Origin of the sequence: Arenibacter palladensis, from assembly GCF_900129275.1 — a bacterium.
Classification (GTDB): domain Bacteria; phylum Bacteroidota; class Bacteroidia; order Flavobacteriales; family Flavobacteriaceae; genus Arenibacter; species Arenibacter palladensis.
This window is the reverse complement of record NZ_FQUX01000001.1, coordinates 1,474,464-1,488,072: the sequence shown is the minus strand read 5'-3', so window position 1 is coordinate 1,488,072 and position 13,609 is coordinate 1,474,464. Positions and strand designations below refer to the sequence as shown.

Sequence of the window (13,609 nt, the reverse complement as noted above, 5' to 3'; positions counted from 1 at the left end):
TAAATTCAATTAAACTATAAAAAGAAATTCTCTATTAAAATAGACTAGTAAAATCTAAAAATGTTACAGACTGTCGGTGATTTTTTTTCTTTTTACTGATATAATACAAGAATTGGTGTCCTTAGATTCAGAAAGACCCATAATTCCGTTAATTATTTTATAATTGGGCAATAATCCAAATCCACTTCCAGAATTTAAATTATTTTTAGTTCTTTGAAAGATTACAAGAATTCATAAAAATTGCCCGGAATATGATTAAAAATTTACTCGCGAAGGCGTTATTACCATTTTTGCTTATAGGATGCTACCATACTGCTGAAGCACAAATCTTTAAAAAGAAGAACACAAAAACCGAATCTTCCGACACCAAGGAAAAATCTAAAAAAGGAGAAATAGAATCCTATGAAAAGGTAATCACCAAAGATGCAAAAACGGATAAGGGCCTTTTTGATGTGCATATAGTAGAAGATAATCATTACTACGAAATACCGGACTCCCTTTTTAACAAGGAAATGCTCATGGTTAGCAGAATTTCCAAAACGGCTACCGGCATTGGCTTTGGAGGGGGAAAAATAAATACCAAAGTACTTAAATGGGAAAAGTTACCTAAAAAGGTCCTACTTAGGGTAGTAAGCTATGATATTGTTGCGGCCGATTCACTACCGGTAAGTGAAGCCGTGGTAAATTCCAATTTTGAACCTGTTCTGTATTCCTTCGATATAAAGGCATTTAAAAAAGATAGCTTGCATCCCGCCACAGTAATCCAAGTGAACGATCTTTTTGAGAAAGATGTAAATGCGCTAGGCATGCCGGAACATTACCGTAAAGAATATAAGGTCTCACGTTTGGATGACTCCAGAAGTTATATAAGCACCCTAAAAAGTTACCCCCTAAATATTGAGGCAAGACATGTAAAGACCTATGTGGCAAGTAATCCCCCTTCCAATGAAAGTTTGGGGTCCATTTCCATCGAAATAAACAATTCCATGATCTTACTCCCGGAAGAACCCATGAAACGCCGTTATTTTGATAAACGGGTAGGGTGGTTTGCCCGGGGCCAGGTAGATTATGGGCTGGATGCACAAGAGAGCAAAACCGTGCGTTTTCTAGACCGTTGGAGGCTAGAAGTGAAGGATGAGGATATTGAAAAATTTAAAAACGGCGAACTTGTAGAACCCAAAAAGCCCATTGTGTATTATGTAGATAGGGCTACACCTAAAAGTTGGGTTCCCTTTATAAAGCAGGGAATAGAGGACTGGCAAGTTGCTTTTGAAGCGGCCGGCTTCAAAAACGCCATTTTGGCCAAGGATCCCCCAACTCCCGAAGAAGACCCGGAATGGTCGCCAGAAGACGTGCGTTATTCCGTAGTTCGCTATTTGGCCTCTCCTATTCCCAACGCCAATGGACCGCATGTAAGCGACCCTAGAACTGGTGAAATATTGGAATCCGATATTAACTGGTACCATAATGTAATGACCTTGTTAAGAAATTGGTTTTTTGTACAAACAGCGGCCATTAACCCAGATGCCAGGGGTGTTGCCTTTAAGGATGAGGTTATGGGTCGTCTAATTAGATTTGTGTCAGCGCACGAGGTTGGCCATACACTTGGACTACCACACAATATGGGCAGTAGCGTAGCCTATCCTGTAGATTCTCTCCGCTCTGCTTCCTTTACCAAAAAGTATGGTACGGCACCTTCTATTATGGACTATGCCCGCTTTAACTATATTGCCCAACCCGGAGACGAGGGTGTGGCCCTAATGCCAGATATTGGAATATACGATAAGTATGCCATTGGTTGGGGATACCGACCTATATTGGACAAATCCGACAAGGAAGAAAAGGAAACCTTGGACAGTTGGATTCTAGAACATGCGGGCAATCCGCTATACCGCTTTGGACACCAGCAAGTGGGGGATGTAGTTGATCCCAGTTCACAGACAGAGGATTTGGGGGACGATGCTATTAAGGCAAGTGCGTATGGCATTGAAAATTTAAAGAGAATAACTCCAAAATTAATTGACTGGACGTCCGAAAAAGGTAAGGAGTATGATGATCTAGACACCATGTACGGCCAGGTAATTTCCCAATTCAATAGATATATGGGACATGTCAGCAACAATATTGGCGGTGTTTATGAGCATTATAAGACCTATGATCAGGAAGGAGCCGTATACACTCCTGTAGATAGGGAGCATCAAAAAAACTGCCTGCTATTTGTTCAGGAACAATTGTTCCAAACCCCGGAATGGCTGATCGTACCCAACATTTTTAATAAAATAGAGTATTCGGGTTCCGTAGAGCGCATAAGAAGCCTACAAGTTAAAACGCTGGATAATATTTTGAGTTTGGGAAAACTGGCCAGAATGATAGAGAACCAAACTCTCAACGGCACAGATGCGTATTCCCTATTGGAAATGATGGGCGACCTTAGAAAAGGACTATGGTCCGAAACCCGAAATGGGAAGAAAATTGACACCTATAGAAGAAATCTTCAGAAGGCACATATTGAAAGGCTGGCCTATTTGATGACCGCTGAAAACGAAAGCAAAAAGGGAGATTTCGGAGGATACCAAAAATCCACCCCAATCAATACTAGTCAGTCCGATATTCGATCCATTGCACGGGCGGAGTTGAATATTCTTAGAAGCGACCTTAAAAACGCAATCAACAGGACTGTAGATCCTATGAGCAAGTATCATTTACAGGATGCAGTGGAACGGATCGAATTGATTTTGGATCCCAACAGTTAAATGATCATAACTCAAGGAATACCTTAAAAGTAATAAAAGTAACTTTGAACATAAATGGATAGGGCTATCTTTAGGGATAGCCCTTTTTTAGGCCTAATTCACAGATTTTTCCGTTGAACGGATACCTTTTGACGATTAAATGTAAAATTTAACAATATTTATTTTCCGCCATTTAATATTTTTCCTACTTTCAGACCTTTATTAATACCCCCCAATCTATGTCTTATAAAATTAAAAGCTTATTGTATTTTGTTTGTTTTGTAGCGTCGGCTGTCTTGTACTATACCTTGGAGCCCGAAAATAACAATAAAAACAATAGGGATTCGGCCGAAATCATACAGTTACAATCCGATAATTTGGATCTTGACCATAAACTCGCAAAACTGGAAAAAATACAGGAATAAGCCCACCTGTACATTTCATTGAATTTCATGACCACAAATATTGGTCTTTTTACAACAGCTTTAAATAGGTTTCGCAACATTGGTCAATTTGGAGGCAATAGATTATATATCTTAGAGGTATAATAAAAAACCCCAAATCTATGTCCTACAAAATAAAAAGTCTCTTATATTTTATTTGTTTTTTGGTATCTGCATTGGTTTACAATAATCTTTCCGATAATACCGAAGTAAATAAAGACCTTATTTCCATCGAGAAATCAGAAGTGACCATCGAAGCTTTGGCCGATAACTCAGATAATCAATTCATAAACGTACAATAACAACAATCCAATAATTTGTTTTGAAAAAGGGCATAAACCTAGGTTTATGCCCTTTTTTATTGGCCAATACCTCTAATTGCAATCCAGAGGGATCCCATAATTTCTGTCGCTATAACAACTATACTTCCCATATTCACATAGGCCATCTGTTAAAATTGCCCTAAAACAAGCGTTTCCATTAAACCAATCCTATATCATATTGTCCTATATACAAAACAGTAAATAATAAATAATATGAAAAAATTAATTGTATTAGTGGTATTAATGGCCGGGATAACCGCCATGGCACAAAAACCAGAAAGGGAAAGAGGCGACAGAGGTCACAGAAGCGATATGAGAGATATGACTCCTGAACAAATTGCCACCCTGCAGACGAAGCAGATGACCTTGGCCCTAGACCTCACAGAAGCCCAACAAAAGGAAATTCAAAGTCTAAACTTGGAAAATGCCGTAAAGCGTTCAGAGAAAATGAATGAAATGAAGGCTAGAAAAGAAAGCGGTGAGGCCAAAAAATTAACTTCTGAGGAGCGTTATGCCATGAAAACAGCCATGCTGGATCATCAGATAGCCCAAAAAGAAAAGATGAAGAAAATATTGAGCAAAGAGCAATATATGAAATGGGAAAAGATGAAAGAAAACAGGGAAGGTCATAGAAAAGGCAGAGGAATGGACGGCAATGAGAAAAGGTCCGGAAAGAAATAAAACTTTTTTCCCTCCAGAATATGGAAGGCTAAATAGACAAAGTAGTGTCTATTTAGCCTTTTGTATTTTACCGATCAATGTAGATCTTTGGCAATATTGGAGAGTGCAGCAATGGTCTCATCCAAATCTTCATAACTTAGGGCATCGTTTAAGAAGTAACTCTCAAACGCACTTGGCGGCAAATATATTCCCTGATTTAACATACCGTGGAAATATTTCTTAAAAATGGCATTGTTCCCTTTGGCAGAGGATTCAAAATCCACCACTGGTTCTTCTGTAAAATGTATTGAGATCATGGATCCGAATCTATTCATCTGAAAAGGAATATTATTATCGGTCAATACCTGTGCCATTCCCTTCCCAAGGTATTTGGTCTTATCGGCCAAACTTCTAAAAACTTCAGGGTTATTGTTCAATTCGGTCAACATGGCCAATCCGGCACTCATTGCCAAGGGGTTTCCACTCAGTGTTCCTGCCTGATAAACCGGACCATCCGGAGCCAAATGCCCCATAATCTCTTCTCTGGCCGCAAAAGCACCAACAGGCAATCCACCTCCAATTACCTTTCCAAAAGTAACAATATCGGCATCTACGTCCAATACCTCCTGGGCACCCCCTTTTGCCAATCTGAATCCGGTCATAACCTCGTCAAAAATCAGCAATATATCCTCTTGGTCACAAAGTTCACGCAATCCCTTAATAAAATTTTCTTCCGGAATAATACACCCCATATTACCAGCTACGGGCTCAATTATAATGGCGGCAATTTCTCCTTTATTGGCAGCAGCCAAGGCTTTTACACTTTCAAGGTTATTATAAACCGCCAAAAGAGTATCCTTTGCAGTGCCCTGGGTAACCCCTGGACTATTGGGACTACCAAAGGTAACCGCTCCACTTCCGGCTTGAATTAAAAATGAATCCGAATGACCGTGATAGCATCCGGCGAACTTTATTATTTTGTCCTTTCCAGTAAATCCCCTGGCCAAACGAACGGCACTCATACAGGCTTCCGTACCACTGTTTACAAAACGAATCTTATCAATATTCGGAACCATGGAAACCGCAAGCTTTGCCAATTGGGTTTCTATTTCTGTTGGCATTCCGAAGGAGGTACCCTTTTTTGCCTTCTCAATAACGGCATCTATTACGGGAGCATAGGCATGACCCAAAATCAACGGACCCCAAGATGCAATGTAATCTATTAATCTGTTACCATCTTCATCGTACAAATATGCCCCTTTGGCTTCCTTTACAAATACAGGATTTCCCCCAACGGCCCTAAAGGCCCTAACAGGGGAATTTACCCCTCCAGGAATATAACGCTGTGCTTCAGCAAACAAAGCACTGCTTCTTCTATAAATCATAGATTATCTAATTTTTTCAGATTTTACCGTCAATTTTTGGCCTTCTGCCAAATTGCTATTGTTCATATTGTTCAACTTCATCAATTCCGGGATGGAGACAAAGTAGCGTTTGGAAATGGAATATAGGGTATCTCCCTTTTGCACTACATGAATTTTATGTTCGTACTGTTTCGGTTCCTTTTTTACAATGCCCCCTGACTTTACAACCGTCCTGTCATATTTATCCAATTCATAGCGCTCTATGAGTGCGATCAACTTATGGGGATATTTACGATCCGTTGCATAACCGGCCTCTTTTAAACCGTAGGCCCAGCCTTTATAGTCATCATGGTCCAAATTGAACAAAAAAGCATACCTGGCCCGGGAAGATAAGAATATACTGTGGTCCCTAAAGGAGTACATGGGATGATTATATTTCCTAAAACATTCCCCTTTTTCATCATCATCATGAAAATCATAATCCCCTTCCCAACCTGTATGGCATTTTATTCCGAAGTGATTATTGGTCTTGGCGCCCAGGACCCCTCTTCCCGCTCCACTTTCCAGGATGCCCTGTGCCAAGGTAATGCTTGCAGGTATCCCATAAGCTTTCATTTCAAATTGGGCGATTTCCGCAAAGGTCTCAATATATTCCTCGGTAGAATTGACCGTAAACTTTACAAATTTGCCATTGTCCTCTGGCAAGGCATAAGCATCCTCACTTTTGGATTCGCTTACGGGTTTGGTCTCCGGCCTAGTCGTAGTTGAAGTAGTCCGTGGATCTGGCTTTTTAGCATAGGTCGTTCTCTTTTTAACACCGCAACTCACTAGGAACAAACCCAAAATTGTAGTTATAGCTATTCTTTTTATCATACTTTTATTAATGGAAGATTCTTCTTTTTCAAAACTAAATTCATTCCTGTTATCCCCTGTAAACCACCACTGTGTATTGCCAAAATTTTGGTTCCTGGTATAAAATAATCATTTTTCACCAAATCCAAAATGCCGAACAAAAGCTTTCCCGTATAAATGGGATCTGTAGGAATATTGGTCTTTTCTTTAAAATAATTAATAAACTCTATAAGCGCTTCAGAAACTTTGGCATAACCCCCAAAATGATAATCGGTATTGATTTCCCAGTTTTCTTTGGCTGTAAAATTACGAATATCTTTCTTTAAAAAATCACCTTTCAGTGCGGGAAAGCCTATAATTCTCTGATAACTAAGGGATGAATTGATAATCCCGGCCAAGGTTCCACCTGTTCCTACACTAGAACAGAGCACATTAAAATCCCGGTCCTGTGGCGTCAATATTTCCTCACAACCCTTAACGGCAAGCACATTGGTACCTCCTTCGGGAATCAAGTAATAAGGGCCCAAATCCTTATCCAACAGCTTCAAAAATGTGGATTCCGATTTGCGCCTATAAGCCTCCCTAGAAATAAATCTAAAATCCATTCCATGCCGATGGGCCTCCGCCAAGGTTGGATTAAGCATCCAATTTTCACTTAATTCTTCCCCCCTAATTACACCTATGGTCTTAATACCGTATAAATTTCCAGCATAGGCAGTGGCGGCAATGTGGTTGGAATAGGCGCCACCAAAAGTTAAAATGGTATCCAAGCCCCTTTGCTTGGCCTCCAAAATATTGTATTTAAGTTTTCGGTATTTATTGCCAGAAATAAACGGGTGTAACAGGTCTTCCCTTTTTACCACCAAGGTAACCTGTTTTTTACTTAAAATAGAAAGGTCTACTTCCTGATTTATTCCCTGCACGCCTAAGGCTTTTGGCCCCAAAGATATTTAATAAAACTAAAAGTCCCTCTTTCCTGTAGATAATATAAATTGGTTTCATTATCGTAGGCCTCCCTTTCAAAGCTGATATTTTGATAGGCCTTATAAGCATCAAAATACATAAGATACCTAATAATACCTTCCAACAGATACAAAAAATAAAAGGGTACTATCAATAGTTCGCGTTGCTGTCTTAGGTGTATTTTTTCGTGATTAAGTAGCGTGGCGTCCTTTTTTAAAGAAGAGTTCTTCAAAATAATGAAGGGCCAAAAGGAGAGTCCCACATAGTTCTTGTAAAAAACATGTTTAAAAACTAAAATCATTCTATCGGATAAATATCACGCCTATCAAAGATAACAGGGAGCTTCATAAAATCTTTTCATAATCGACTTACTACGAACAAAATAGGTTCAAATACAAAAAGTATGCTAAACTCTGTTAAATTACCCCCACTTAACTGACCACCTTAAATTATTTGGCATAAATCCCATAAATTTACGTCAATGAAGAAAATTATACCATTGGAGGAAGGGGATTTTTACCTTTCAGAGGAAGGATACAAAGTTTTTACAAAACAATATCACCTAAAAAGGGGGTATTGTTGTGAAAGCGGCTGTAGACATTGCCCCTACGGCTACAATCAAAAAACTAATGCACAGCACCGAAACTAAGGTATTCGGCATGATTTTTGAGCTCAATTAGATTGAATATCACAAGTACTAATTCAAATATAATAGCTATGAAAAAAATTAAACTTTTAGTCGTTCCGATCTTGGTACTGCTCTTCGCCAGTTCCTGTACATCGGTACGTGTATTATCGGATTATGATAAAGAAGCAAATTTTAATTCGTTCAAAACCTATGCCTTTTATAAAACTGGGATAGACAAGGCCCAGATCTCCGATTTGGACAAAAAGAGAATATTAAAGGCCATTGATGCCGAAATGAGCTCAAAAGGTTTCGTGAAATCTGAAAATCCCGATATGTTATTAAGCATTTTCACCAAGGAAAGACAACAGGTAGATGTGTACAGCAACTATTGGGGCGCCGGCTTCTACGGATGGGGTTGGTCTCCATTTTATTGGGGATCTCCATATTACGGAGGAAACAATGTTAGCACAAGGACAGAAGGATCCCTATATATAGACATCATAGACGCCAAGAACAAGGAACTGGTCTGGCAAGGTAGGGGTGTTGGCACCTTGAACAACATTAGAAATATGGAAAAGAAAGAGAAAAGGATACAAGAATTCGTTTCTGAAATATTGGAAGCCTATCCTCCCGGATCAGCTATGAATTAAACATTTGCCCCTAAAAAACTCCCATTACTTAGAGTATATTTGGGTAAGTTTTTAGATTAAATTCTCCCAAATTCCCTTCATATTCAGAAGGGAATTTTTTTTAGCCACATTCCAAAAATTGATGCCGTAAAAACATTGGCTGCCATTAACATATTTTATTGGTCCATTACCTTGATTAGTCATATAATTACTCGAGTTGATACTTGGGGACCATGGGTGCATTTTGTATCTTTAAGAAGGATTAAAACACCATCTATGTCTTTTAAAAGCAACTACATTCTGGATAAGCTTCCCAAACATTTGAAGCAGTATATAAAACCGCAGAATTATGAGGATTATTCCCCTATAGATCAGGCGGTTTGGCGTTATGTAATGCGAAAAAATGTAGATTATTTAAGCAAGGTGGCCCATAAAAGCTATTTGGAGGGCCTAAACAAAACGGGGATTTCCATAGATTATATTCCCAATATGTACGGTATGAACCGTATTTTGAAGGAAATAGGATGGGCGGCCGTGGCCGTGGATGGCTTTATTCCCCCTTCTGCCTTTATGGAATTCCAAGCTTACAATGTTTTGGTAATAGCTTCGGATATTAGACAATTGGAACATATTGAATATACCCCCGCACCCGATATTATACACGAAGGAGCTGGGCATGCCCCAATCATTGCCAATCCGGAATACGCAGAATACCTGCGCAGGTTTGGGGAAATAGGATCAAAGGCCATTTCCAGTGCCAAGGATTACGAACTATACGAGGCCGTAAGACATTTGTCCATTATAAAGGAGGCCGAAGGCACCCCTCAAGAAGAAATAGATAAGGCCCAAAAGAAAATTGAAGACCTGCAATTGAATATGGGGGAACCCAGTGAAATGGCCCTGATTAGAAACCTTCATTGGTGGACCGTGGAATACGGGCTGATCGGCACTGTGGACCAACCAAGAATATATGGTGCGGGTTTACTTTCCTCTATTGGGGAAAGTGCTTGGTGTATGACCAATAAGGTTAAGAAGATTCCGTATTCCATAGAGGCAGCACATACTTCCTTCGACATAACCCAACCTCAGCCCCAGCTTTTTGTTACTCCGGATTTTGCCTATCTAAACCAAGTGCTGGAGGAATTTGCCAACACCATGTCCTTGAGACGCGGTGGCCTAAGTGGCCTGGAAAAACTTATCAACTCCAAGGAAATGGGTACCGTGGAGCTAAGCACAGGCCTGCAAATATCTGGGCATTTTGAAAGTGCCATTGCCCATGAAGGAAAACCGGTCTACCTACAGACCAAAGGCAATACAGCCCTTGCCTACCGTGAAAAGGAATTGATAGGGCACGGCATTAAACAACATCCCAAAGGTTTTGGTTCGCCCATAGGAAAATTGAAAGGTATAAATCTTGCTATAGAGGATATGAGTCCCCGAGATTTAAAGGCCTACAATATCTATGAAGGTGAAGTGGTAGAGCTCGAATTCATCGGAGACATTAAAGTTTCCGGGGAAATTATTACGGGCACCAGAAACCTAAAGGGAGAAATTATTCTGATTACCTTGACAAATTGCACGGTTACCCACAAAGAAAAAGTGCTCTTTAGACCAGATTGGGGACTTTATCATATGGCCGTAGGAGAAAACATTGTTTCCGTTTTCAATGGACCCGCGGATTTGCAGAGTTTCGATCTGGTTACGCACAAAGTAACCGACACCACCATAAAATCGGTCAAAACTGAAAAAAGGAAACAATTGGAACAGTTATACAAGCAGGTCAGGGAATTCAGGGAAGGTAAAAACGTAACTATCTCCAGAAACAAGGTTTTCCAGGAAATAAAAGCCAACCATCCAGAAGATTGGTTGCTTGCGGTTGAATTGTACGAATTGGCAAAAAATAATGACGATATAAGTTTTGCCAAAGAACTGAAAGCTCACTTGGAAGCCCTTAAACACCAAAAACCGCAATTGGGACATCTAATAGACGACGGATTTGGTCTGGTGGACAAAAACTTGGTAATTTAAAGAGCAATATTATTTTCAATTGTAATCCCTATATTTATGGTCCGACCATTAATCGACCTAAAATGAAGCTATTACCCTATTCCCTGTCCATATTTTTTTTCCTATCCATGTTCATAGGCAGTTCCCAAACCAATTATGAAGAAAGCAAGGTCCCTTCCTTTGAGGTGCTCGATCCGCTACTGACTTTTAGCGGTTATACAATTAATTCGGTAAAAAAATGGGAAAAAGTAAGAAGGCCAGAGCTACTTCGTTTTTTTGAGAACGACATATACGGTAAGTTACCCAAAAAACTTAAGATAAACTCCTATGCCATTTTAGAGGAGGACAACAATGCCCTTAACGGAAAAGCCAAGCGCAAGCAGGTAGAACTTACTTTTAAGAAGAAAGGCAAAACTTTGAGTTATACCATTTTACTCTATCTGCCGAAAAATAAAGTAAAGGCTCCCATTTTTTTGGGCTATAATTTTTATGGAAACCATACCATCACAGAGGATAAAGCTGTAATAATTTCATCGGCTTGGGCCAATAACAATGAATCATTCGGGATCGAAAACAACACCTTGACCGAGGCGTCTAGGGGAAAAAGAACCCATCGCTGGGCAGTGGAAAAAATATTGGATGCCGGTTATGGCCTGGCTACCATTTATTATGGTGAAGTAGACCCGGATAAAAATGATTTCTCTGACGGTATACATCCCCTCTTGTATCAACATGGCCAAAATCAGCCCAAACCTGCCGAATGGGGCAGTATTGCTGCTTGGAGCTGGGGCATGGTAAGAGCGTTGGATTATTTTGAAAAAGACGCTGATATAGACGCTTCCAAAGTGATTGCCTTCGGCCATTCGCGACTGGGAAAAACATCGCTTTGGGCCGGAGCCACGGACGAAAGGTTTGCCGGGGTAATTTCAAACAACTCTGGCTGCGGGGGCGCCGCCCTTTCCAAACGTAAATTTGGGGAGACCATAGCGGTCATAAACGATAGGTTTCCACACTGGTTTTGTGACAATTTCAATCAGTACGGTGACAATGAAGAGGCCTTGCCCGTGGATCAACACCAACTTTTGGCCCTTATTGCACCAAGGCCGCTCTATGTTGCCAGCGCAGAAGAGGATCAATGGGCCGACCCCAGGGGCGAATTCCTATCCTCACATTATGCCACGCAGGTTTACCACTTGTACGGGAAAAAAGGAATAGAAACCAAGGAAATGCCAATGCCAAATGAACCCATCCACAATACCGTCTCCTACCACATAAGAACAGGCAAGCACGATGTTACGGACTATGACTGGGAAAACTATATTAAATGGGCAAATGCCTTTGTGAAATAATGGCAATCCATTCCATTCAGAACCAATTTATTCCAACAACTTTAATTCCTCAAAATTTTGGATGTCCCTATCCCCATAAGTCAACGTCCAACCCATGGAATTGGTAAGCACCAGAAATTTGGACAGCTCGCTAAGGAGTCGGTTCTGTGCATTGGACCTTAATGTAGAGGCCTCTATTTTTTTCAGTAGGGATGCGTTAACATTGCGTTTTATTTTGTTGTAGTCTTCTGCATTGAACTGGTTTAGATAATCCGAAGTAACATCGTAGTATTCAAAATCTGGGTTAATCTTAATTTCCGGTTCCGGGATACTAATTATGCGCAACGTCTTGGTTTCCTCGTCAATGTCAAATTTTATCAGACTTAGGTCATAGGCAACGGTCACCTCGGCATTGACCACCACCAATGCTTTTTTATCGGCAGTAATCAAGGGACCAAATAATTGCTGGGAATCTTTATAGTTGTATACCTCGGCAAAGTGCCCTTCGGTAACGATCAATTTGGAAACGTTATTGATCTGTTCCTGAATAAGCATTGAATTCTCCTTTAAAATGGACTTCTTCTCTTTCTCCTCCGAACAGGAACGAAAAATAAGCACCGCTGCCAATGTCAGGATTACTCCTATCAATATTTTCTTCATGTACTAAAATTTCATAAAAGGATATTCCTTTTGAAGGTTCGCAATTTTTTTATCAAGTGTCTTAAGGAACTCCTTGTGTTTTTCCGATTCTTGGCTAAAAGGTCGGTGATGTAGTCCTTTTTGAACAGCCACCACTTCATCCATGGCGCTATAGGAATTTTCCAAAATCCATACGGTTTTAAATTTTTCCCAGATATAGTTAACCGCCAGATCATTAGGATGCACCATATCATTCCCGTAAAAGCGATAATCCCGAAGTTCGTCCATCATTAGTTCATAACTCGGAAAATACGAGGCATTCCCTGTTTTTATTATATGGTGAACCGCACTAATCAAATGTGCCTTACTTTGTTGATTTTCCACAAAACCATCCTTTAGGTGACGTACTGGGGAAACCGTAAAAACAATCTTGGCCTTTTCATTTACCACTCCAATTTGATGTATAATTGCCTCTAGACTTTGATTGATTTGTTCTATTGACAGTAGTTGTTTCTGAAAAGCTAACTGAGGAACCTTATGGCAATTGGCAACTTCCTTTCCACTCTCCTTCAATTGATAGGTCCAAGCTGTCCCTAAGGTTATAAATATATGGGAAGCTTTGGCTATCCATAATTTGGTTTCCAATAAGCCCGAATTTAGGCTACCGAGTAATTCCTCCTTTGTAACAGAGGACAAATCGGAATGTGCGTCATAACACTGCCAGCGCTCGTTCAAAAAAAACACCTCTTCCTCCGTGTATTGCTTCTGTTGAATAGCCCTAGAAATTAAATTTTCAATGGCCAAAGGATGAAATAAAATTCCGAACGGATTCTGTAATGCCCGAAATTTATAGTAAGCTAGCTTATCCCCTATATTGTTGGCAAAACAAGACCCCAACACTACAAGCTGACTACTATAATCAATTTGATTTGTAGCTTTATTAAGAGGTACTTGTGTTTGAAGTTTCATGATTCAATTTTAAGCATTGCCAACCTAAGGCAACTCCAGGCCACTTTAGGGTTATAAGACTATTGGGATTCC

Annotated in this window: 14 protein-coding genes; 8 read left to right on the top strand and 6 right to left on the bottom strand. The window is 40.0% G+C overall.

Annotation, left to right across the window (positions count from 1 at the left end):
• Positions 1 to 251: 251 nt before the first annotated feature.
• From BUA60_RS05890 to BUA60_RS05875, 4 genes are all read left to right on the top strand, one after another.
• A complete protein-coding gene (locus BUA60_RS05890) occupies positions 252 to 2,753 on the top strand; it encodes a zinc-dependent metalloprotease (RefSeq protein ID WP_072860742.1) in 2,502 nt (833 codons plus the stop codon).
• Between the two features lie 218 nt (positions 2,754 to 2,971).
• Entirely contained in the window at positions 2,972 to 3,157 is a 186-nt protein-coding gene (locus BUA60_RS05885) for a hypothetical protein (protein ID WP_072860741.1), read from the top strand.
• Positions 3,158 to 3,297: 140 nt separating this feature from the next.
• Complete coding sequence (locus BUA60_RS05880; protein WP_072860740.1) at positions 3,298 to 3,477, top strand: hypothetical protein; 180 nt, start codon at positions 3,298 to 3,300, stop codon at positions 3,475 to 3,477.
• A gap of 234 nt (positions 3,478 to 3,711) precedes the next feature.
• On the top strand, positions 3,712 to 4,179 hold the full coding sequence (locus tag BUA60_RS05875; RefSeq protein WP_072860739.1) for a hypothetical protein: 468 nt from the start codon (positions 3,712 to 3,714) through the stop codon (positions 4,177 to 4,179).
• Positions 4,180 to 4,253: 74 nt separating this feature from the next.
• Here the strand turns inward: BUA60_RS05875 and hemL are convergent, their stop codons facing one another.
• Genes hemL through BUA60_RS05855 form a run of 4 tightly spaced genes read right to left on the bottom strand, consistent with a single transcriptional unit; the run spans position 4,254 to position 7,638 of the window.
• On the bottom strand, positions 4,254 to 5,543 hold the full coding sequence (gene hemL, locus BUA60_RS05870; protein ID WP_072860738.1) for a glutamate-1-semialdehyde 2,1-aminomutase: 1,290 nt from the start codon (positions 5,541 to 5,543) through the stop codon (positions 4,254 to 4,256).
• Positions 5,544 to 5,546: 3 nt separating this feature from the next.
• Positions 5,547 to 6,395 carry a glucosaminidase domain-containing protein gene (locus BUA60_RS05865; RefSeq protein WP_072860737.1) on the bottom strand — a complete coding sequence of 283 codons (849 nt, stop codon included), beginning with the start codon at positions 6,393 to 6,395 and terminating at the stop codon, positions 5,547 to 5,549.
• A complete protein-coding gene (locus BUA60_RS05860; protein ID WP_084532490.1) occupies positions 6,392 to 7,297 on the bottom strand; it encodes a 1-aminocyclopropane-1-carboxylate deaminase/D-cysteine desulfhydrase in 906 nt (301 codons plus the stop codon). The genes BUA60_RS05865 and BUA60_RS05860 overlap by 4 nt, the downstream gene beginning before the upstream one ends.
• 2 nt (positions 7,298 to 7,299) lie before the next feature.
• Positions 7,300 to 7,638, bottom strand: a complete 339-nt coding sequence (locus tag BUA60_RS05855) for a hypothetical protein (protein ID WP_072860736.1) — start codon at positions 7,636 to 7,638, stop codon at positions 7,300 to 7,302.
• Between the two features lie 180 nt (positions 7,639 to 7,818).
• On the opposite strand from BUA60_RS05855, the gene BUA60_RS22980 reads away from it, so the two are divergent.
• From BUA60_RS22980 to BUA60_RS05840, 4 genes are all read left to right on the top strand, one after another.
• Positions 7,819 to 7,986 (top strand): C1orf53 family protein, encoded by a 168-nt coding sequence (locus BUA60_RS22980; protein WP_178346967.1) that lies wholly within the window; start codon positions 7,819 to 7,821, stop codon positions 7,984 to 7,986.
• Between the two features lie 68 nt (positions 7,987 to 8,054).
• A complete protein-coding gene (locus tag BUA60_RS05850) occupies positions 8,055 to 8,615 on the top strand; it encodes a DUF4136 domain-containing protein (RefSeq protein WP_072860735.1) in 561 nt (186 codons plus the stop codon).
• 255 nt (positions 8,616 to 8,870) lie between these two features.
• Entirely contained in the window at positions 8,871 to 10,622 is a 1,752-nt protein-coding gene (locus tag BUA60_RS05845) for an aromatic amino acid hydroxylase (RefSeq protein ID WP_072860734.1), read from the top strand.
• Positions 10,623 to 10,684: 62 nt separating this feature from the next.
• On the top strand, positions 10,685 to 11,950 hold the full coding sequence (locus BUA60_RS05840; RefSeq protein ID WP_072860733.1) for an alpha/beta hydrolase family protein: 1,266 nt from the start codon (positions 10,685 to 10,687) through the stop codon (positions 11,948 to 11,950).
• A gap of 27 nt (positions 11,951 to 11,977) precedes the next feature.
• On the opposite strand, the gene BUA60_RS05835 is transcribed toward BUA60_RS05840, so the two are convergent.
• Both BUA60_RS05835 and BUA60_RS05830 read right to left on the bottom strand, forming a co-directional pair.
• Entirely contained in the window at positions 11,978 to 12,589 is a 612-nt protein-coding gene (locus BUA60_RS05835; RefSeq protein ID WP_072860732.1) for a DUF4230 domain-containing protein, read from the bottom strand.
• Between the two features lie 3 nt (positions 12,590 to 12,592).
• On the bottom strand, positions 12,593 to 13,537 hold the full coding sequence (locus tag BUA60_RS05830; RefSeq protein ID WP_072860731.1) for a GSCFA domain-containing protein: 945 nt from the start codon (positions 13,535 to 13,537) through the stop codon (positions 12,593 to 12,595).
• Between the last annotated feature and the right edge of the window lie 72 nt (positions 13,538 to 13,609).

What these genes read in the sequence shown, in the direction of transcription:
- BUA60_RS05890 (WP_072860742.1), top strand. Translation starts at nt 252, where the DNA reads ATGATTAAAAATTTACTCGCGAAGGCGTTATTACCATTTTTGCTTATA.
- BUA60_RS05885 (WP_072860741.1), top strand. Translation starts at nt 2,972, where the DNA reads ATGTCTTATAAAATTAAAAGCTTATTGTATTTTGTTTGTTTTGTAGCG.
- BUA60_RS05880 (WP_072860740.1), top strand. Translation starts at nt 3,298, where the DNA reads ATGTCCTACAAAATAAAAAGTCTCTTATATTTTATTTGTTTTTTGGTA.
- BUA60_RS05875 (WP_072860739.1), top strand. Translation starts at nt 3,712, where the DNA reads ATGAAAAAATTAATTGTATTAGTGGTATTAATGGCCGGGATAACCGCC.
- hemL (WP_072860738.1), bottom strand. Translation starts at nt 5,543, where the DNA reads ATGATTTATAGAAGAAGCAGTGCTTTGTTTGCTGAAGCACAGCGTTAT.
- BUA60_RS05865 (WP_072860737.1), bottom strand. Translation starts at nt 6,395, where the DNA reads ATGATAAAAAGAATAGCTATAACTACAATTTTGGGTTTGTTCCTAGTG.
- BUA60_RS05855 (WP_072860736.1), bottom strand. Translation starts at nt 7,638, where the DNA reads ATGATTTTAGTTTTTAAACATGTTTTTTACAAGAACTATGTGGGACTC.
- BUA60_RS22980 (WP_178346967.1), top strand. Translation starts at nt 7,819, where the DNA reads ATGAAGAAAATTATACCATTGGAGGAAGGGGATTTTTACCTTTCAGAG.
- BUA60_RS05850 (WP_072860735.1), top strand. Translation starts at nt 8,055, where the DNA reads ATGAAAAAAATTAAACTTTTAGTCGTTCCGATCTTGGTACTGCTCTTC.
- BUA60_RS05845 (WP_072860734.1), top strand. Translation starts at nt 8,871, where the DNA reads ATGTCTTTTAAAAGCAACTACATTCTGGATAAGCTTCCCAAACATTTG.
- BUA60_RS05840 (WP_072860733.1), top strand. Translation starts at nt 10,685, where the DNA reads ATGAAGCTATTACCCTATTCCCTGTCCATATTTTTTTTCCTATCCATG.
- BUA60_RS05835 (WP_072860732.1), bottom strand. Translation starts at nt 12,589, where the DNA reads ATGAAGAAAATATTGATAGGAGTAATCCTGACATTGGCAGCGGTGCTT.
- BUA60_RS05830 (WP_072860731.1), bottom strand. Translation starts at nt 13,537, where the DNA reads ATGAAACTTCAAACACAAGTACCTCTTAATAAAGCTACAAATCAAATT.